The organism is Pseudoalteromonas sp. M58 (genome assembly GCF_042604605.1).
Lineage (GTDB): Bacteria > Pseudomonadota > Gammaproteobacteria > Enterobacterales > Alteromonadaceae > Pseudoalteromonas > Pseudoalteromonas tetraodonis.
Genome location: NZ_CP152390.1, coordinates 1,310,057 through 1,329,793 on the forward strand (window position 1 = coordinate 1,310,057; position 19,737 = coordinate 1,329,793).

18 protein-coding genes are annotated in these 19,737 nt (G+C 39.5%); 5 read left to right on the forward strand and 13 right to left on the reverse strand.

Annotated features, from left to right (window positions below; translation table 11 throughout):
* The first annotated feature begins 111 nt into the window (after positions 1–111).
* Together AAGD16_RS06085 and AAGD16_RS06090 are read left to right on the forward strand one after the other, a co-directional pair.
* A complete protein-coding gene (locus AAGD16_RS06085; protein WP_377114285.1) occupies positions 112–1,170 on the forward strand; it encodes a hypothetical protein in 1,059 nt (352 codons plus the stop codon).
* Between the two features lie 64 nt (positions 1,171–1,234).
* Positions 1,235–2,299, forward strand: coding sequence for a hypothetical protein (locus AAGD16_RS06090; RefSeq protein ID WP_377114288.1), 1,065 nt, complete (start codon positions 1,235–1,237; stop codon positions 2,297–2,299).
* Between the two features lie 48 nt (positions 2,300–2,347).
* On the opposite strand, the gene ttcA is transcribed toward AAGD16_RS06090, so the two are convergent.
* From ttcA to ccoN, 12 genes are all read right to left on the reverse strand, one after another.
* Positions 2,348–3,262, reverse strand: a complete 915-nt coding sequence (gene ttcA / locus AAGD16_RS06095; protein ID WP_058154443.1) for a tRNA 2-thiocytidine(32) synthetase TtcA — start codon at positions 3,260–3,262, stop codon at positions 2,348–2,350.
* Between the two features lie 92 nt (positions 3,263–3,354).
* Positions 3,355–4,281, reverse strand: a complete 927-nt coding sequence (gene uspE / locus AAGD16_RS06100; protein ID WP_036983022.1) for a universal stress protein UspE — start codon at positions 4,279–4,281, stop codon at positions 3,355–3,357.
* Positions 4,282–4,440: 159 nt separating this feature from the next.
* A complete protein-coding gene (locus AAGD16_RS06105) occupies positions 4,441–5,595 on the reverse strand; it encodes a hypothetical protein (RefSeq protein ID WP_377114291.1) in 1,155 nt (384 codons plus the stop codon).
* Between the two features lie 196 nt (positions 5,596–5,791).
* A complete protein-coding gene (locus AAGD16_RS06110) occupies positions 5,792–6,529 on the reverse strand; it encodes an FNR family transcription factor (protein ID WP_013464664.1) in 738 nt (245 codons plus the stop codon).
* A gap of 42 nt (positions 6,530–6,571) precedes the next feature.
* Positions 6,572–7,243 carry a sulfite exporter TauE/SafE family protein gene (locus AAGD16_RS06115; RefSeq protein WP_024601376.1) on the reverse strand — a complete coding sequence of 224 codons (672 nt, stop codon included), beginning with the start codon at positions 7,241–7,243 and terminating at the stop codon, positions 6,572–6,574.
* Entirely contained in the window at positions 7,236–7,403 is a 168-nt protein-coding gene (gene ccoS, locus AAGD16_RS06120) for a cbb3-type cytochrome oxidase assembly protein CcoS (RefSeq protein WP_008109812.1), read from the reverse strand. The genes AAGD16_RS06115 and ccoS overlap by 8 nt, the downstream gene beginning before the upstream one ends.
* The gene (locus tag AAGD16_RS06125; protein WP_377114296.1) at positions 7,400–9,772 is read right to left on the reverse strand and encodes a heavy metal translocating P-type ATPase; all 2,373 of its coding nucleotides are present in this window, start codon (positions 9,770–9,772) and stop codon (positions 7,400–7,402) included. The genes ccoS and AAGD16_RS06125 overlap by 4 nt, the downstream gene beginning before the upstream one ends.
* Positions 9,773–9,780: 8 nt before the next feature.
* Complete coding sequence (locus tag AAGD16_RS06130) at positions 9,781–10,272, reverse strand: FixH family protein (protein ID WP_013464667.1); 492 nt, start codon at positions 10,270–10,272, stop codon at positions 9,781–9,783.
* A 148-nt stretch (positions 10,273–10,420) separates the two neighbouring features.
* Positions 10,421–11,455 (reverse strand): cytochrome-c oxidase, cbb3-type subunit III, encoded by a 1,035-nt coding sequence (gene ccoP / locus AAGD16_RS06135; protein ID WP_377114299.1) that lies wholly within the window; start codon positions 11,453–11,455, stop codon positions 10,421–10,423.
* Complete coding sequence (locus AAGD16_RS06140) at positions 11,452–11,637, reverse strand: cbb3-type cytochrome c oxidase subunit 3 (protein ID WP_010389598.1); 186 nt, start codon at positions 11,635–11,637, stop codon at positions 11,452–11,454. The genes ccoP and AAGD16_RS06140 overlap by 4 nt, the downstream gene beginning before the upstream one ends.
* Before the next feature lie 6 nt (positions 11,638–11,643).
* Positions 11,644–12,318 (reverse strand): cytochrome-c oxidase, cbb3-type subunit II, encoded by a 675-nt coding sequence (ccoO, locus tag AAGD16_RS06145; RefSeq protein WP_013464669.1) that lies wholly within the window; start codon positions 12,316–12,318, stop codon positions 11,644–11,646.
* A 12-nt stretch (positions 12,319–12,330) separates the two neighbouring features.
* On the reverse strand, positions 12,331–13,764 hold the full coding sequence (ccoN, locus tag AAGD16_RS06150) for a cytochrome-c oxidase, cbb3-type subunit I (protein ID WP_013464670.1): 1,434 nt from the start codon (positions 13,762–13,764) through the stop codon (positions 12,331–12,333).
* 337 nt (positions 13,765–14,101) lie between these two features.
* Here ccoN and AAGD16_RS06155 point away from each other — a divergent pair, with 337 nt between their 5' ends.
* The 3 genes from AAGD16_RS06155 to AAGD16_RS06165 all read left to right on the forward strand — a co-directional run bounded on the left by AAGD16_RS06155 (position 14,102) and on the right by AAGD16_RS06165 (position 19,448).
* Positions 14,102–14,530 carry a hypothetical protein gene (locus tag AAGD16_RS06155; RefSeq protein WP_013464671.1) on the forward strand — a complete coding sequence of 143 codons (429 nt, stop codon included), beginning with the start codon at positions 14,102–14,104 and terminating at the stop codon, positions 14,528–14,530.
* Between the two features lie 755 nt (positions 14,531–15,285).
* Positions 15,286–17,973: a TonB-dependent receptor gene (locus AAGD16_RS06160; protein ID WP_013464672.1), complete on the forward strand. Its 2,688-nt coding sequence runs from the start codon at positions 15,286–15,288 to the stop codon at positions 17,971–17,973.
* 107 nt (positions 17,974–18,080) lie between these two features.
* Positions 18,081–19,448, forward strand: a complete 1,368-nt coding sequence (locus AAGD16_RS06165) for a hypothetical protein (protein ID WP_013464673.1) — start codon at positions 18,081–18,083, stop codon at positions 19,446–19,448.
* Between the two features lie 23 nt (positions 19,449–19,471).
* On the opposite strand, the gene AAGD16_RS06170 is transcribed toward AAGD16_RS06165, so the two are convergent.
* Complete coding sequence (locus AAGD16_RS06170; RefSeq protein ID WP_013464674.1) at positions 19,472–19,726, reverse strand: hypothetical protein; 255 nt, start codon at positions 19,724–19,726, stop codon at positions 19,472–19,474.
* Positions 19,727–19,737: the final 11 nt, after the last annotated feature.

Below are 19,737 nucleotides of genomic sequence, written 5' to 3' on the forward strand. Positions count from 1 at the left end.
ATTTTTCAACTTTGTTCCCAATACTGGTCAATGCGTTGCTTTTACCATGCACCGACAACAGCGTGTAACAAGCTAAGCATAATAAAAATATTCAATCAGTTAAGGATTAATATGAACAACACACACATATTCAAACGCGTCTCTTTATTTGCAGCAGCATTAAGCCTGCTAATGAGTTTTTCTGCGCTCAGTAAAGAGTATAAGGTAATTTTAATTCATGGTTTGCAGGTATCACAACTTACCAATAGAGCAGCCAGTGATGTGGTAAACGATGGACAAAGCTATTGGCAGTCTTATTGGGTGAACCGTGCAGACGAGCGCATCGATTGGCCTGCATATGAACGAATAGAAGGAAAAATCACCACCGATTGGGTATGGCCTAAACTACAGCAAATTTCTCGCTCAAATCTATGCGAGCCAGGCTGTGTATTTGTGACTCATTCAACCGGTGACTTAGTTGCCCGATATATTATAGATAACCAAGAAAACTGGCTTGAAAATGCCGGATTACAGCCGCTTAATATTATTGCCACCTTTGATTTAGCGGGTGCTGGTGGCGGCAGTGAATTGGCCGACTTAGCGGTGAGTACATTAACAGGCGCATCGTGGAATTTTGCTGTAGATGCCGCGCTAACGTGGTGGTTAGGCAGTGAAGTTAATGAGGCGGTAGGCGTATTGCACGATTTAAAAGTAAATAATGCACGCAGAATTGCGCCATTACCTGATGCACGCACACCTCGTTTACGTTTTGTAGCCGATGGTAATGCTTACTTAGGTTTAACGGCTGGATTTTTACGCGGTAATGACGACTCGGTAGTGGCTACTCACTCATCATGTGGTGCAAGCTCTGTAAACTCATTTGGTAGCTGTAGCACCAATATTGACACTAATGGGCGTTTAAAATCGCAAAGTGATGCTGTTAATAGTTTTATGCCATATCATTATCCATTAATGATGACTAACAGTTATAGTCATAACGAGATTCAACAAGCGCAGCGCCAAGGAAATGTAACGATTGCGATGAATAACATTACGGTAGCTGGCGACACGCTAGGGTTTGAAACCGTAGATGAAACCACAGGTAGTTGGTTTTGGAAGAAACAATATCGTTATGTAAAAGACTCAGATAATTTGAGTGCATCGGCACTTATATATAATGTGATCCCGTGATATAAGCATACTTAAAACATCGTGTAGTATACGTACTACACGTTTTATATAGGATAACTAACCGATGAAAAAGTCCTACGTGATTGGCTTTGTTATCAGCATGGGCCTACTTATGTGGTTTTTAATTGATGAGGGTCATGCAAGTTACCCCCTAAAACAAGCCCCTCTCAATGATAAAAAGCCGATATCGACACCTCCAGCTCAGCAGCGCACGCTAAGCCAACCTGTGACAAAGGCAACAACAAAAACCAGCTCAGTAACTCAGTCAGCATTTGATGAAGACTTAGCCAAAGCGGCATCGGCGGTGGCACAACAGTATCAACAAAGTTTGGCGTTTCCGCCTTATTCACAACCATTAACGGTATATGATGAGGACAGACTTAAGCCAAATCAGTTCTTTCCTGTTAGCAGCCCAGTGGGTGAGCAAGGAGGGGAGTTAACAGTGAGCTTGTCTCAATATCGGTATGTGTATCCACAAGCTATAGAGCTAACCGTAAGTGCCCCAAATTTAGGTAAGGTGGTAGTAACACTCAGTAATACAGACACCAAAAAGTCGCTAAAAACGCAAAGCGGTGTGGCTCGTCAAAATGAGCTGGCAATGACATTTAAAGGTGAAGAAGACTATCCACGTAATTTACAATTATTAGTTGAAGCCGATATCGCGGGTAAAATAGTCCCGGTGGTGGCACAAATACATTATATGCCGCCTAGTGCAACCTTAACTGGTTTTGATAACGCGTATCCACGTAATGAAAACATGATAGTACCGGCCAATTTAACAGTTATAAAAAGTGGCTTATACCGTTTAAGAGCTAACTTATACAGTGGAACTTCGCCATTAGCACATTTAGTTGCTAAAGCACGTTTAAATGAGGGCAGTCAGCAAATTGACTTTAAAGCGCATTGGTCTGTTTTGCCCAAGCAAACGAATGACTTACGGTTAAGCGATTTTGTTGTTGAGCGTATGTCGCCAAGCCCAGGTGAGCTTAACAGTTTTGGTGAAAGTGAAATTAGCGAGTTTACTATTGATGATTTTGCTTACGACAGCTTACAACAGTTGCCTTATCAGGCAAACAAACAAGAAATGCAGAGTTTAGAGTTTTTACAAGGATTAGCTGCTGGTCAGTAGCAGCATAGAACAAAGTGAAGGGTTTGCATTACTGCAAACCCTTAAAAATTAACTTAAATTAATGGTAACCACGTCGGCTTGGTTTGTTTCATCTTGTTCATGATTAACTGGCACTTTTGGAATATCTGGTTTATCGAGCGCGATATCGCCCCCATCAATAACGTCACCCGTTTGCAAGTTGGTAAAATCAAATAATTGATTATCAGCTAAGTGTGAAGGCACAACGTTTTGCATGGCGGTGAAAATACTCTCTATACGGCCCGGGTGCTCTTTATTCCATTGCTCCAGCATATTTTTAGTGTGTTTACGCTGTAAGTTTTCTTGTGAGCCACATAAATTACACGGAATAATAGGGTAGCCTTGGCTGAACGCATATTTGCTTATATCGGCTTCTTTACAATATGCCAGTGGGCGAATAACCATATGCTCACCGTTATCGCTCATTAGTTTAGCCGGCATACTTTTTAGTTTTCCGCCATAAAACATATTTAAAAACAAGGTTTCTATCATATCATCGCGGTGATGACCCAGTGCAATTTTAGTCGCACCTAACTCTTTAGCCGTGCGATATAAAATACCACGGCGCAAGCGAGAGCAAAGCGAGCAGGTTGTTTTACCCTCAGGAATAATATCAGTAACAATACTGTAGGTATCTTCTTCTACAATTTTGTATTCAATATTTAAATTATCAAGATACTCAGGAAGCACATGCTCAGGAAAACCAGGTTGTTTTTGGTCGAGATTTACTGCAAATAAATCAAACTTGATAGGTGCAACACGTTGTAAATGTTGCAACATGTCGAGCATAGTGTAACTGTCTTTGCCACCCGATAAGCACACCATAATACGGTCACCTTCTTCAATCATGTTAAAGTCCATGACAGCTTGACCTGTGAGGCGGCGTAAACGCTTTTGAAGCTTATTTAAGTTGTATTGAGCTTTGGCTTGAGCAGAATGAGACACTACGCCCCCTTGTAAATAGTACGGCAAAATTAATTGCTAAAAATAAAGGGGCGTATTATATGCCATATGTAATATGGGAGCTACTGCAAACGCTAACTTTCTGCAAGCGGGCTTACGTACCCATCAGGTTTAAGTGCAAGTACATCACAATCAAGGCTGTCAATAACATGCTCAGCAGTGTTGCCTACTAAGGCAGCGCTTAAGCCAGTCCGTCCCACAGTGCCAATAACCACTAATTCGCTGTTTAAGCGTTTTGCAACATCCGGTATCACATCTTCTGGCAATCCCTCTTCAATAAAGCATTGATCAGAGGTTAGGTTAAACTCATTAGCGAGTTCATTGGTTGATTCAATATGATGTTTTTTAACTGATTCGTTATATAACCCTGGGTTAAACTCAGGGATCTCTATGGCTATATTGACCGGTGTAGCAGGGTATGCATTGACTAAGTTAAGTTTAGCATTAGCCAGTTCACATAAAAATTGTGCATCTTTAATTATGCGTTTATTAAGTGACAGGTGCTGATCGTTTTCACTGACTGCATTAACAGCCGCTAAAATATTCCCATGTGCTGGCCACGCCATATCTTTTACAAATAATACAGGGGTTGGGCATTTTCTGACTAAGTGCCAGTCTGTTGGCGTGAAAATAACCGCTTTAAGCGCACCATGCTGATGAGTACCTTTGATCACTAGGTCATATTTATCATTAATAACGGTATTAATAATGGCTTCGTAAGGGCGGTTATGCCAAATGACTTGGGTATTAATATTAATGTTTTGATAAGGAGAGACAAGATCTTTTAACCATAGTTCGCGATCTTTTAACACCGCTTTACGCATTGCTTCACGTTCATCACCTGATAGCATAGTAGTCATTTCGTAAGAGAAATCGTACACCGTCATAAAGGCGGTAATGCTAGCCCCTGATTTTTTGGCTAAATCTATTGAACGCGCGAGGGCATTTTGATCGTCTTTAGTTGGGTCAATAACCGCGATAATACGTTTAATCGTTTCCATTGTGCTACTCCATTCACTTAACAGTTATACCTTGAGTGTAACGCAAATACACAACAGTTAAAGGGGTAGCACTAATATTCTTGTTCTATATCAAGAAATAAAGCTTCTCTAATTTTGAAACCCTTACCCTGCATGAACGTGTGTAGAGCTTTACAAAATTTAATTATTTTCAGGCTTTATTAAAGTGTTGTCTTCCACAGTGAATCCACTCGTTTTTTTCACAAAGTCTACTTCGGGTAGTAAGTTATAAACATTATCTTTGATTGTAGAAAATAGATAACTCTTTCCACCTCGAGTAAATAAATTAATAAGATACCAATATTTTTTTTCAGGATAAACAGTCATATCAACATCAATAAAGTGATTGTTATTGATATAAATGCCTCTTACGTATTTGTCATCTATTAGCTCGCCGGTTACATCTGACTGTATTCTAATGCCTCCCTTAGAACGTAAAACTGTGTTGTGAGTAAAATAAATATTTCCCCAATTAAAAGGCTCGGTCACACTCCTTGGTTTATTTGGGTAAGCATTGAGGATAAACTTATCACTGTCTATAAAAGTGTTAGCAATTATTTTAACATCCGAGTAATAGGTCAGCTCAATTGCAGTGCCTTTAGTTTTTTTAAAGGTATTATATTTTATTAAAGCTTTAGAAACAGGTTTTCTAGTGGCTAGTTTTAAGGAACCTTTCAGACCTTCAAATACATTGCTTTCAACAGTAATATCATGTGTACCACCATAGTTTCCACTCCATGGGTGAGTTGTGGTCACTTGGGTAACATTATTAAAATAATTATTACTAATTTTTACTCTGAAAGAGTTGATAGGGGCATTATATGATGAACGCTTTGAGGACGTTGCTCTTATCGCTGCATCGCCAAAATCAAAAAATTGATTATGTTTAATTGAAATATCTTCGGAGCCGGCAAAAAGGATACCTTGCTCACCCCAAACATAATTAATTTTGTCTGTCGTTAACCCCCTAAAAATAAAACCATTAATTTCTATGAAGCGTGAATTATAAAAGGATAAAATATACTCTCCTTCAAATCGGTCACACTTTTTTAGTATAACGCCAGTATTAGCTGTAATAACAATATTGTTAAGATTTCTAACAATAATAGCTGAGCAGATGTCATAAACTCCTGGCTTGTCTATTTTAAGCTCAGAATTTTCTGCAGTGTTTAAAATCAAGTCTTTTAGTGCTTCTGAGTCATCAATGCCGTCATCGGGGATCATTGAGCTCGATGCTTGGCTACTAAATAAAATACTTAAAGAAAGAGCGATAAATAGAAATAAAGATTTAGGCATAAGATTGTCCTTCTATGTAAGAGTTTAATAGGACGTAGTTGCTTTTATATTAAAAAATGAGCCAGACAATTCATTCATCGACTCTTAAAAGTGAATGGTTAATACCTCTACTCAAAGTGTTAGTAGAGATAGAGCATAATTGCAATAATTACGCTCCAATTCAGGGTAGGATTAATTTTAAAATGAGAAATGATTATTAACGAGGCTTAACAATCGCAGCCGTTTTGGCTAAAGCGTCATTATCTAAAATAGTAATAAATTTACCTTCTACTTTAATTAAGTCGGCTTTTTGAAAACGGCTTAATAAACGGCTGATAGTTTCTACGGTTAAACCTAAGTAGTTACCAATTTCGCCGCGAGTCATAGTAAATCTAAATTCTTTTCGTGAAAAACCACGCTCACCAAAACGCTCTGATAAGTTATAAATAAAGCTAGCAAGACGTTCTTCAGCTGACTTTTTATTCAGTAATAATAGCATTTCCTGATCGTAGGTTATTTCACTACTCATTAAACGCATTATTTGTTGGCGCAATTTAGGCAGTTTACCGGCTAGTTCGTCAAGAGTTTCAAAGGGAATTTCACATACCATTGAGGTTTCTAGTGCTTGAGAAAAACTTTGATGTTGCATTTTATTGATGGCGTCAAAGCCAACAAGGTCACCCGCTAAATGAAAGCCTGTAATTTGTTCATCGCCTTGCTCTGACAAGGTATACGATTTAAACGACCCCGAACGAACTGCATAAATTGCATTTAAAGGTGCGCCCGACTCAAATAAGTAGTCACCCTTGTGTAATGGTTTTTTTCGCTCAATGATCTCATCAAGTTTATCCATTTCTTGGCCATTTAAAGAAAATGGTAAACATAACTGGCTAATACTGCAGTTATTACAGCTAATGGCACAATTACCTTTAGCACGACTTTGAGAAAAATCCATAAGTTCAATCCGTTAAATTTCTATGCACAACATTTACCAATGTTAATGCACTAGCTTGTCTGTTGCAATGATCAGAAGGTAGATACCATACCAAATGATAACACTGCCTAATATTATTCGCGTCCAAGGGTGATTAAAAAGCGTATTGAGCTTTTGTGCAGCCACACCTAAGGTGATCATGGCAGGGAACGTCCCTAGGGCAAATGCCAGCATAACCAGAGCACCATTTATGGCAGTGCCACTGGTCATCGCCCATGTGAGCGCAGAATATACTAAGCCGCACGGTAACCAGCCCCATAGTGCGCCATAACCAAGCGCTTTTAATGGGGAATCAATGGGCATTAAATATTTATTAAGTTTAATTAAGTGCTGCCAAATGAGGGTTTTGCCGAGTTTTTCGAGCCATTGTAATGTCGCGGCTAAGCGCATGATATAAACGCCGACCAGTAACATAAACACGCCCGCTAAAAATGATAAAAACAGTGCAAAGGCCGAGTTTTGTGTGGCAAATTGACTACTAATACCGGCAACAAGGGCACCAGCAAGCATATAACTTAGCGCTCTGCCGCTATTATAGGCTAGAGAATACAACCAAGTTTGGCGCTTGTTACTGGCTAATTGTAATGAGCTGGCAATGCCGCCGCACATAGCAATGCAATGGCCACTGCCAATCAACCCCATTAAAAAAGCGCTAACAAAAATTGGATCAATCATTACTTTTATTATGTTGCTCTTTATCGTCTTCAAACAAAATACTGTGGCCTTGCTTGTTTAAATCAGAGAATTGCTCGCCTTTTACTGCCCAAAAAAACACGCCAATGGCAATTAGTACAAACAAGATAGCGATAGGAACTAAAATATAAATTATGCTCATAACTTTAATAGCCTTAGTGAATTACATATCACAATAATAGAGCTGGCAGACATACCAATTACCGCCATCCAAGGCGCAACTAAACCCATAGCAGCAAGCGGTAATATAGAGCCATTATATAATAAAGAAAGCGCTAGGTTTTGCTTAATTATACGCCGTGTTTGCTTAGCAATCGTCAACAAATGATCAATAGAGGCTAAATCACTGTTAAGCAGCACAACATCGGCACTGTTTTTAGAGATATCAGCTCCTGTTTCCATGGCGATTGATAAGTGAGCGCTGGCAAAGACTGGGCTGTCGTTTACGCCATCGCCAACCATAGCAACAACTTCACCTTGAGTTGACCAATGATCAACGGCGTCTTGTTTATCTTTGGGACTACAACTGGCTTGTACTGAATCAAGCTTTAATTTTTTTGCCACCTTGGCACCGGCATCTGAGGCGTCACCTGTTAGCATATGACAACTTAGATTGGCAGCCTTTAACGAGTTAATGAGTTTATCGGCATCTGTTTTTACTTTATCAACAAAGTAAAAGCGTGCAACGGGTTGCTTGTTTATGTATAGGGTAGCTTGCGCATTGGTTTTTTTGGTATCAAACCAGCCACTTTTACCAATGGCGTAGTGCGTATTATCGTATTGAGCGCTGATCCCAACCCCTGGATGGAGCTGTACATCGTCAAATTTACGCTGACCTTTAAACTCTTTAAAGGCGCTAGCAATAGGGTGCTCAGAATAGCTCTCAAGCTGTGCTGCAATATCAAGAATTTGCTCTTTGCTGTACTTACCATCAAGTATGTCAACAACGTCGAGGCTAAATTTACCTTGCGTAAGCGTACCGGTTTTATCAAAAGCAACTAAAGTAAGCTTTGAGAGTGTTTCGAGCACATGTGCTTGCTTAATTAATATACCTTTACGAGTTAAGGTAGCCACAGCACACGTTAACGCGGTTGGAATAGCTAAACTTAATGCGCACGGGCAGGTGGCCACTAACACCGATATAGTGATCCAAAAAGCGACATCAGGGTCAATTTGATACCAGCCAATGGCGGTTAGAGAGGCAAATACCAGTAATACGGCAACAAACCACTGCGCGACTTTGTCGGTAATTTCTACTAACCGTGGGCGTTTTGTTAGGGCATTATGTTGCAGGCGAATAATTTGATTAAGCAGGGTATTTTGGCCCAGCTTATTGATTTTTATTTCAATAATACCATCATGATTAACCGTGCCCGCATACACGTTATGATTAATATACTTTCGTACTGGCTGATGTTCACCAGTCATCATAGACTCATCAACACTGGTGCTGCCTTTGACTAAGATGCCATCGGCAGGGATAGTTTCGCCTGCTTTTATTAAAACGATATCGTTAAGCTTGAGCTTTTTAGCGGCAATTATGTGCTCTTTGCCGTTTTCATCGAGTGTACGGGCAGTCAGTGGCAGTAGCTTCTGTAAGTTGGCTGTAAATTCACTGGCCTTTAAGCGCGCTCTAAATTCTAAGTATTTACCTAATAAGAGTAAAAAGGTAAACATACAAATAGATTCAAAGTAAACTTCACCGACTTCCATTACGGTGGCGTAACAGCTTGCACCATAGGCACCAAAAATCGCCAATGATACCGGTAAATCCATATTCAGTTGTTTTGCTTTTAAGCCGTTAATTGCATTACTTAAAAAGGGCAGGGCGCTGTATAAAATTACGGGCGTTGCAAGGATCAAGCTGATCCATCTAAAGTACTGTTCAAAGTTGCTGTCCATCCCAGAGAACATACCAAAGTACATAGCAAAGGCAAACATCATCACTTGCATGGTCATTAAGCCTGCCACGCCGAGGCGGCGAATATAGGCTTTAGCTGTTTGTTGTTTTTGCTGGGCTTCTACATCTGATTGGAATGGATAGGCTTTGTAACCTATTTCAGCCAGTGAGGTGATTAGCTCACTTAAAGGGGATGCGCTTTTATCCCATTGGATCATAGCGCGATTAGTTGAGGTGTTTACATCAACGCGCTTTACCGATTTAAGGTTAAGTAATTGCTTTTCAATAAGCCAGGCACAGGCGGCGCAGGTAATGCCCTCAACACTGAGAAGCACCTCAGAGTTGTCGTTATGCGTACTGATAAACTCATCTTGAATATCTTCATTGTCATAGCTTTTAATAAAAGCGAGTTGTTCAGGGACGAGTTGCTCTACTTTACCGGCACTAACAGTGCGATATTTGTAGTAGTCGGTCATCCCTTGGTCAATGATATTTTGTGCAACAGCTTGGCAGCCAATGCAACACATTGGCTCAGCGGTATTGTCTATAACAACATGTGCGCTAAATCCAGCAGGCACACTTTCAAGACAATGAAAGCAATTTTTAGACATACTAAATACTACTTATAGTTAGGAGTCACTAAAACGGTGGCGGTGGTTGGTAAACTAACGTTTTCTTTCATTTTCCAACTATTATCAACGGGTTCAATAAACACCGAATATGCGCCTGGTGTATAGCTTTCTAATAATGCAGTGAACTCTTGATTAGCATTTGGGGTGAGGGTGGCCTCAAAATCGTGCGCTTTTATAGTACGGTGAAAAAACGACAATCTTAATGCGTGTATATTACTGGTATCGCCTTTGGTAAATTTAAAGCTTACACGCTCATCTGATACATTTAGGTCGCCATGTAAATACAGCGCTTTTGCTTTATCAAACTTAACGAGTTCTAAGTTGATTGCTTTGCCTTTTTTATAGTAATCATCTACAACCATATCTGGGCCGTTACCAATGGCTGTAATAAATAAACTAATGCAGCCAATAATTGCAGCTAAAGGAAAGAAGATTAAAAACCAAGGCCAAAAATTTTTATACCACGGAGTCGGTTGCATAGTCGCTCTAAAATTAATTGATGTGCGGCTATATTATAATAAATAGAATGAAAAGACTAAAAAAAAGCCTCCGAGTGGAGGCTTTTTTGATCTGAATTAATTTACTGAAATAAAAAGATTAAACTGAAACGTTTTGTTAACTTTATCGTTATTTATCTTGCGATAAGCTGTAAACGTAAGCAGTTAATAGGTGAATTTTATCTTCGCCTAAAATCTCTTTCCATGCAGGCATTACACCAGCACGGCCATGGTTAAGTGTTTCTTCAACAGCGCGTTGAGAACCACCGTATAACCAAATGTTATCAGTTAAGTTTGGTGCACCAAACGGTAGGTTATGGGCAACTGAACCTTTACCATCTGGACCATGACACGCAGCACACATAGCAAATTTTGCTTTACCTGCATCGGCATCTTTTTGGTTAACAGTACGGCCAGACAGGCTAAGTACGTAAGCCGTCATTTCTTTAACGCCTTGCTCACCTAATGCATCACCCCAAGGTGGCATTGCTGCAACACGACCTAAAAGTAATGTTTCTCTGATCTTGTCAGGAGAACCACCGTACAACCAATCGTTGTCAGTAAGGTTAGGGAAGCCAGTACCACCACGAGCATCAGAGCCATGACATTGTGCACAGTTTTGTGAGAACAAACGTTGACCAATTTCAACTGCGAGTTGACCTTGAGTTTGCTCATGTTTAGTGCCGTTTTCTAGCGCAACTTGCTGTGCTGCATCACCAGCAAATTTAGACTTTACTAAATCTAGAACAGGTATTTGAGCCAATTCATTAAAAATAGGACCAAAACGTTCTTCAGCAGCACGGTATTCAGCATCTAGCTTTACAAAACGGCCATCTTCTTTCGCTTCAATGACTGCTTCTTTCGATTCAGTTAAAGAGGTAATACCTTGGTTTGAGCTTGTCCATTTTGCTAAACCTTCCCAATTACCTAAACCTGGGTAGGCTGCTAAGTAATAAACAGACCACACAAACGTTGCGAAGAACATGTAAGTCCACCATTTTGGTAGTGGATTGTTTAATTCTTGAATGCCGTCAAACTCATGTCCACAGCTTTCACCTTCTTTTACGCCTACATAGTTTTTTAAGTTCCAAACTAGTAGACCAAAGATAATGATTAAGCATGCAAGGGTTAATACAATAACCCATATACTCCAAAAGCTAGTCATTTCTCAGACCCCTTTTCCTCGTTAGAGAGTGTATTGTTGTGTTTTTTTTCATCTTCAAATATGACATTGGCAGCGTCTTTAAAACGACTTTTACTACGCTTGCTATATGCCCATCCAACAATCACAATAAATAATACTAAAATTACCAGAGTCAAAATGCCTCTGTATGTCCCGTAGTCCATAATAATCTACTTCAAATGTGTGCCAAGTTGTTGCAAATAAGCGATAAGGGCTTGCATTTCTGTTGCACCTTTACCGTCATTCATTGCATCAACCTTAGCAATGTCAGCGATTAATTCCTCGTCACTGCCATAACCTAGACCCGGGTGTTTTGGGTTTTCTGGATTGATAGCAAACGTGTCACGGAAAATTTGTAGTTTTTTCAGAGTCAGACTTGTATCAAGCGTGTTCTCTGCTAACCAAGGGAAACCTGGCATATTAGACTCAGGAACCACGGCACGTGGATCCATTAAGTGCGCATAATGCCAATCATCTGAGTAACGTTTACCTACTCGTGCTAAGTCAGGGCCAGTACGTTTAGAACCCCAAAGGAAAGGGTGATCCCATACTGACTCGCCTGCTACAGAGTAGTGACCGTAACGCTCAACTTCATCACGAAATGGACGGATCATTTGAGAGTGACAGTTAGCACAACCTTCACGCACATAAATGTCGCGACCTTCAAACTCTAGTGCATTTAATGGGCGTAACCCATCCACTGGCTTGGTTGTATCGTCTTGGAACATTAGCGGCGTAATTTCTACTAATGCACCGAAGCTGATTGCGAAAACAGTCAAGATGGCCATGAGGCCAATGTTTTTCTCGATAATTTCGTGTTTGTTTTGTGAATTTTTATTGCTCATTATCTAACTCCGTTATGCTAACTGCGCTTGTTCATCAAGTTCTAACGAGTTATTTTTCGCTGAAACTGTACGATAAACGTTATAAGCCATAACCAGCATACCTGTAACGATGAATACACCGCCTAAGAAACGCATAACATAGAAAGGATGAGAGGCTTCTAACGACTGTACAAAGCTGTACATTAATGTACCGTCAGAGTTAACTGCACGCCACATTAGACCTTGCATTACACCTGAAATCCACATTGCAACAATGTATAAAACAACACCCACTGTGTGTAACCAGAAGTGTGTATTGATTAATTTGATGCTGTACATACGACCTTGCGAGAATAACGCAGGGATAAGGTGGTAAATAGCACCGATAGAAATCATCGCAACCCAACCTAATGCACCTGAGTGAACGTGACCTACAGTCCAATCTGTGTAGTGCGATAACGCATTAACAGATTTAATCGCCATCATCGGGCCTTCAAACGTCGACATACCGTAGAAAGACAATGAAACCACTAAGAAACGTAAAACTGGGTCAGTACGTAGCTTATGCCATGCACCTGAGAGCGTCATAATACCGTTGATCATACCACCCCAAGACGGTACGAATAAGATAATAGACATCACCATACCTAAGCTTTGCGTCCAATCAGGAAGCGCAGTGTAGTGAAGGTGGTGAGGACCTGCCCAAATGTAAAGAGAAATAAGTGCCCAAAAGTGAACAACCGACAAACGGTATGAGTAAACAGGGCGACCCGCTTGCTTTGGTACAAAGTAATACATCATACCCAAGAAACCCGCAGTTAGAAGGAAGCCTACTGCGTTGTGGCCATACCACCACTGAACCATTGCATCTACGGCACCTGCATAGATTGAATATGATTTAGTCAATGAGACTGGGACTGCCATGCTGTTAACGATATGTAGAACAGCAACGGTAATAATAAAACCAGCATAGAACCAGTTAGCTACATAAATATGCGCTACTTTGCGTTTTGCAATAGTGCCCATAAATACAATAGCGTAAGTTACCCAAACAACAGCAATTAAGATATCGATTGGCCACTCAAGTTCTGCATACTCTTTAGAACTCGAAATACCCATAGGTAGAGTAATTGCTGCTAGAACAATAACTAACTGCCAACCCCAAAAGGTAAAGGCGGCTAATTTGTCTGAAAGAAGGCGCGTTTGACATGTACGTTGTACGACGTAATAAGACGTCGCAAAAAGTGCACTTGTACCAAATGCGAAAATTACTGCGTTCGTGTGTAACGGACGAAGTCGAGAGTAAGTTAACCATGGTGTGTCAAAGTTAAGAGCTGGCCAAGCTAATTGGGCAGCTATCAGAACCCCAATACCCATGCCAACGATGCCCCAAATCACTGTCATAATAGCGAATTGGCGTACAACTTTATAATTGTACTCAGTTTGTGATGCTACTGTTTGGCTCATTTTCTGGCTTCCGCTGCAATAAATGCGTTTAGAAATGAATTACCTACTTGTAAAAGTAGGACCTACTATTATTCCAAAGTATACTATCTAAAACCCACAATATGTGGTTTTTAAAGATAATAATCTCAAGAAATACTTGTTTTTTTTGCGGTTGAAATGATAAATTTTTTGGCCTTAAAAAGATAGGTCAATTGCGTAATAATATGACATCAATCAAACTTTATTAACTTGCTGTCTATTTTTTGAGGTGATTTGTACCTTACTTGCCCATTAAAGCCGATAATCAACCAACGTGCCCAAATGTTGGGCTAATACATTAGATACTTTGAGAACCTGCATGTATATATATAGAGTATGTTTACTTTCTTTTCTACTATTCTTACTAGGTTGTGACTTTTCTGGATCAACATCAACACCAAAAGTAAATCAATCACAAACAGAGTGTAAAAATAACAACCCGTGTATTTTTCCAAATCAAGTTAAAGTTTGGCTAAGCGAAGAAACCCTATCACCAGAGACACCGTTTTCAATTTACACTCAGTTACCTACTGGTGTAACAATAACTGCAGCTAAATTAGAAGGCGTTAGCATGTATATGGGTTACATTCCCGTACAATTTAAAAATCAGGGCAGCGTTTGGGTAGCTAATACTATGGTAGGGATTTGCTCAGAAAAAAACATGGTGTGGAAGCTTATTCTTACTACTGTCGATACAAACACTGGCATAAGTGAAAATGTTGAATATTTTTTTAACGTTACCTATTAAAGGCTTTCTACTCAGGCGTGGTTTTTAACTGCGCCATTCCCGTAAAATTATAGCGGCAAAGCCAAATGCCTCACATTTAATAGTTATTTGTAATTAAAGTACATCTGATAAAATAACCATTCTTAATAAAGCTTTTATATACCTATTTACCTTCCAAGTTTATAACTTAAGCTCTGCTTGGCTTACTTATTCAATTGTGCTCATACGTGCAATAAAGCACCTATATCATTTATATGTAGATTTATCTAATGGACCCACTTTGATAGCCGTTTTTAGTTTAATTGGCAGCCCGTCTGAAACCTTCAATACACATAAAATTTGCATGATTAAAACTTATAACAAAAAAATTCAGACTAAATAAACAATCTACTTGCATAAATATGGTTAGGAATTAACACCTAGTTTTACCGTTTTAATAACGAGCTGTGATTAACATGTTAATTTTCCTGTTTAGGGCACATTATTGTAATAATTACATTTGATTACAAACTCTACTCATTTGATTTCAGCTGTGTTTTTTATGTGATTGCTTGGTCTTTAGTTTATGATTTTTAACTGTTTTTATTAATTAACAATGAAACATACTGTAACCTTTGTTCCTTTCGTGGGACGTCTTAATTTTCATTGATTGTATAGTGATCGCTCGTTAAGTTTTCATTCAGTTAAAGGCGCCTAAGTTGCTCCCGCTCACTCAAAATTCTCATAAAAGTGAGCATTACCAATTTAGGTAAATTTTCAACAAGTAGGGTTCATCCATGAAAAAATCAACTCTTGGTTTAGCTGTAATTGCAGCGATCCCAATGTTCTCAAGTGTTCAGGTTTTAGCTGCAGACGAAGCAGCAAAGTCAATTGAAAAAATTCAAGTAACGGGTTCTCGTATTAAGCGTTCAGATATGGAAACTGCTAGCCCAGTTACACTTATCGGTGCCGATGAAATTAAAGCATCAGGTGCAACATCTGTAGATAGCGTATTACAACAAATGACGGCTACGGGTGGTGCAATGACAAACCCTGGCGTTAATAATGGCTCTGGCGGTGGTGCATCTATAGATTTACGTGGTTTAGGTTCACAGCGTACTTTAGTACTTGTTAATGGTCGTCGTATGATCAATTCAGGTACTGGTGCGGCTTCAACGGTTGATTTAAATACTATTCCAGTATCAATGATCAAACAAATTGAAGTACTTAAAGACGGTGCTTCTGCTGTATACGGCACAGATGCTGTAGCGGGTGTTGTAAATATTATCCTTAAAAATGACTTTGAAGGTTTAGATTTAAACGTCAACACAGCCATGACTTCAAAACATGATGCGTCAGAAACATCAATCGACTTTACCTTAGGTACAACATTTGACAAAGGTAATATGGTTTTTGGTATTCAATACACTGATCGTGGTGAAGCAAGTCAAGGTGATCGTGGTTTCTCATCATGTCCTTTATTTGAAGGCGAAAATGGACTTTTCTGTGGCGGTTCTTCATTCAGCGAAGGCGGCCATATTTACAATGTTAATACAGCTAATATCATCAACGATAAAGGTGAAATCGAGAAGCAGGGTGTTGCTGACGATGCTGGTTTAAGTGGCCTTGGCGGTAACTTACACCGCTATACCGATGAAAACGATGCATACAACTATGCGTCTAAAAGCTACCTATACACACCTATGGAACGCTTAAACATCACAGGTTTAGGTAATTATGAACTAAATGATGACACAATGCTTTTCAGCGAGTTTACCTATACTAAGCGCTGGTCAGAGCAAAAGTTAGCACCACAGCCTATCAACTTTGGCTTTAAATATACCGAAGATATGGGTGACAGCTTACTGTCACAAACTTATGATAAGCGACAAGTCGTTAACGGTGCATTTGTAAAAGATGCTAATGATAATTACGTTACAACACCGACTAATTACGCCTATGGTGATGAAATAAGCTACCGTCGTCGTATGGCTGAAAGTGGTACTCGTGACTTATCGCAAACAGTTGATACTGTTCGTGTTGTTGTGGGTGCTGAAGGTATTATTGGTGATTATTCATGGGATGCATCAGCAAACTTTGGTCGCAATGATTCTGTTGATAAAATGAGTAATCTGCACAACGTTTCTGCAATCACAGAAGACTTAGCTGCAGGTACATTTAAGCCTTTAAATGAGGCATCTTGGTCACAAGAAAACATTCAAGATTATATATACACAGAGCAAAACTCAGGTGGAAGCCAGTTATTTATTTTGGCAGCTTCATTATCTGGTGAAATGTTTGAGCTACCTGCAGGTTATGCTGCATTTGCAGCGGGTGTAGAGCGTCGCCAAGAAAAGGCATGGTATAATCCTGATTCAATTGCTGCTCAAGGTCTAGGTAACGATCCACGTGTAGATCCAACAAGTGGTGGGTTTGATGTGAATGAGGCTTATGTTGAGTTTGCATTACCCTTACTATCTGAGCTTCCATTTGCAGAATATGTTGAATTAAGTGCGGCAATCCGCGCGTTTGATTACAGCACTTTTGGTTCTGATGAAACATGGAAACTTGGTTTTACTTGGAAAGCAAATGATGAATTGATGTTCCGTGGCGTACGTTCAACCGCATTCCGTGCTCCAACGGTAGATGAGCTTTACTCAGGTAATGCGCCATCTTATGAGCAAGTAAAATACCCAGGTGCTGATAGCCAGGCAGAAGTAACTGTGGGCGGTAATCAAAATCTAACACCAGAAGAAGCTGATACTTTAACGTTTGGTGTGGTGTACGAACCACAATGGTTTGAAGGTTTCTCAATGACCGTAGATTACTACGACATTGAAATCGAAAATGCTATTTCAACATACAACAACCAATTCGTTGTTGATCAATGTATTGGTAATTCAAACAGCAGTTCAAACGAACTTTGTGCAAGCACAGGTGCAATTTTACAAGCTGATGGTCGCATTGTTTTCAATAATCAGCTTCGTAATATTGGTTCTGAAAAAACATCTGGCATTGACTTAAATCTGAAGTATTCATTTGATGCATTAGGCTTAAGCTGGAGAGCTGGCCTTGATACAACATATTTAGATGAATACGTTGTTGATACGGGTGCTGTTGTAGATTACGCTGGTTACATTACGGGTGGAGCTGGTAGTTACGCAGATATCAAATCAAACTTTAACTTAACAGTTAAAGGAGATAACTGGGATGCAACTTATGAAGCACGCTACATTGCTGGCCTAGATAGCTTCGCATGTATTGATGGTGAGACATGTTATGCACCTTCAACGCCTTCAGTTGTGTACCATGACATTAGTGGATCTTACTTAATTAATGATACAGTGACATTGTCTGCAGGTGTTAATAACTTATTTGATAAAGAGCCACCGTATTACTCAGGTAATAACGATTCAAACACTGACCCGTACACGTTTGATACGTTAGGTCGTCGTTTATTCGCTGGCGTAAACGTTAAGTTCTAATTTTAATTCATTAGAACTACTAAAAGGCCTAGTTTTTACTAGGCCTTTTTTGTTGAACAAAATTAAAGAGGCACGTAAACTCAGGTAGGTAACCGAAGGAGGCATCATTGTTAAAGCAAGACGAAAATTTATCGTTTGTTATTGAACCGCAACTATCACCGCGTGCAGAGCAGCGTCTCGATCTTTATTTTTCTATCCCAAACGAAATGGGTATTAACGCGCAAACACTCAGCGAAGAGTCTTACTTTAATAACCAATTTAAATCTTTTGTAGCCTATAACGCGAATAACATTCATCTTCCATTGGTACGAAGCCGCTTTGTGAGTAAGAACAAAGGTGAGCAGCAAGATTACCGACAAAATTTAAATTTATATTGTTATCAAGTGCGTCTGGCAATTGATGCCGATATTAAAGATGCGTTAAAAATTCAAGAAAGTGATGAGTTTTATCAACGAGCCATGGAGCTCTGTGAACAAAGCCAAAGCCTACTTAGAAAACTCAGACGTTACACCCCAGATAACGAAAAGCTGATCCCGTTTTATACTAATGCTGATAACTACCTAAGCTGGCAAATTGAACAAACTTTTTTAAAGCTACTTGATGAAGGCCCGCGTAGTAGCGATCACGCTAAAGAGCGAAATGACTTATTAAACTTTTGTAAGTCAGAGAGTGAGTATCGAGCAGAGCAGCAATATAATTCTGACTCAACGCTTAAAGACGCCAACAGAATTACTAATAAGATGCGTTTACTCCAGCGTTTAATAGAGCATGGAGTGATTTTACAGCGCCAAACACGCTATCTTAATAGCTATTTAAAGCGGTTGGTAAAAGGCTCTGTAACAGCTGTTATAATGGCTTTTGTGATGGTGGTTATTTTAAATGCGCGTTCTACCTTTACTGAAATAACCGCTTCATTAATTCTAATTTTAGGGGTTATTTACGGGCTAAGAGAAATATTTAAAGAAGATATTACCCGTATTATTTGGCGTGCTATTGTGCGAGGGCGGCCAAAATGGCGCTTTATTTTTAAAAACAGTATCACAAAAGATAAAGTGGCGAGTCAGTTTATTTGGTTAGAGTACACTCGGTTTAAAAAAATCCCCAAAGAAGTGAGGAAAATTTTTTCTAAGCGTCGTCAGCAAAACAAACAGGCGGCGCAATGGCTGCATTTTGCTAGTGAAACCCGGGTAAGTGCTAAAGAATTTTTGCCAGGCTACGATAGCTTGCAGCAAACGCTGCAATTTAATCTCGCGCCGTTTGCACGTTATTTAAAAAAAGGGGAAGGGAAGCTCTATCATTTAGAAAACAATAAAATTTCTAAACAGGGAGTAGAAAGGCGCTATCAGTTAAACATGGTATTGGTTCTAACCGAACCGGATAAAACGCTCTATCAGCGTTACAAAATCACTTTAAACCGCAGTAAAATAGTCAACATAGAGCTTATTTACACCAGCGATGCAAAAAAAGAGGAATAACATACGTTATTCCTTTGTTGTCCTTATTTATCCGTTAGCCCTTTTTTGCTGTAAAGCGTTACTTTGTCTGATACCAGGGTAATTTCGATGTTTTTAGCGTCATCACCCCAAGTACAGCTAGTATGTAATGTTTTTTCTACACAGTTATCAGCACTGCCTAAAAGTGCTTCAACTTCTGTTTTGTCCATACCAATTTTAATTTTTTCGTAATTTTCCATGCTTACTTTTGAACAAGCAGCAAGACTCAGTGCTGCAGCAATTATTAGGAGCTTCTTCATTATTATTTTCC

Coding starts and splice junctions, on each gene's coding strand:
- AAGD16_RS06085 (WP_377114285.1), top strand. CDS start 112: ATGAACAACACACACATATTCAAACGCGTCTCTTTATTTGCAGCAGCA.
- AAGD16_RS06090 (WP_377114288.1), top strand. CDS start 1,235: ATGAAAAAGTCCTACGTGATTGGCTTTGTTATCAGCATGGGCCTACTT.
- uspE (WP_036983022.1), bottom strand. CDS start 4,281: ATGGAAACGATTAAACGTATTATCGCGGTTATTGACCCAACTAAAGAC.
- AAGD16_RS06105 (WP_377114291.1), bottom strand. CDS start 5,595: ATGCCTAAATCTTTATTTCTATTTATCGCTCTTTCTTTAAGTATTTTA.
- AAGD16_RS06110 (WP_013464664.1), bottom strand. CDS start 6,529: ATGGATTTTTCTCAAAGTCGTGCTAAAGGTAATTGTGCCATTAGCTGT.
- AAGD16_RS06115 (WP_024601376.1), bottom strand. CDS start 7,243: ATGATTGATCCAATTTTTGTTAGCGCTTTTTTAATGGGGTTGATTGGC.
- ccoS (WP_008109812.1), bottom strand. CDS start 7,403: ATGAGCATAATTTATATTTTAGTTCCTATCGCTATCTTGTTTGTACTA.
- AAGD16_RS06125 (WP_377114296.1), bottom strand. CDS start 9,772: ATGTCTAAAAATTGCTTTCATTGTCTTGAAAGTGTGCCTGCTGGATTT.
- AAGD16_RS06130 (WP_013464667.1), bottom strand. CDS start 10,272: ATGCAACCGACTCCGTGGTATAAAAATTTTTGGCCTTGGTTTTTAATC.
- ccoP (WP_377114299.1), bottom strand. CDS start 11,455: ATGACTAGCTTTTGGAGTATATGGGTTATTGTATTAACCCTTGCATGC.
- AAGD16_RS06140 (WP_010389598.1), bottom strand. CDS start 11,637: ATGGACTACGGGACATACAGAGGCATTTTGACTCTGGTAATTTTAGTA.
- ccoO (WP_013464669.1), bottom strand. CDS start 12,318: ATGAGCAATAAAAATTCACAAAACAAACACGAAATTATCGAGAAAAAC.
- ccoN (WP_013464670.1), bottom strand. CDS start 13,764: ATGAGCCAAACAGTAGCATCACAAACTGAGTACAATTATAAAGTTGTA.
- AAGD16_RS06155 (WP_013464671.1), top strand. CDS start 14,102: ATGTATATATATAGAGTATGTTTACTTTCTTTTCTACTATTCTTACTA.
- AAGD16_RS06160 (WP_013464672.1), top strand. CDS start 15,286: ATGAAAAAATCAACTCTTGGTTTAGCTGTAATTGCAGCGATCCCAATG.
- AAGD16_RS06170 (WP_013464674.1), bottom strand. CDS start 19,726: ATGAAGAAGCTCCTAATAATTGCTGCAGCACTGAGTCTTGCTGCTTGT.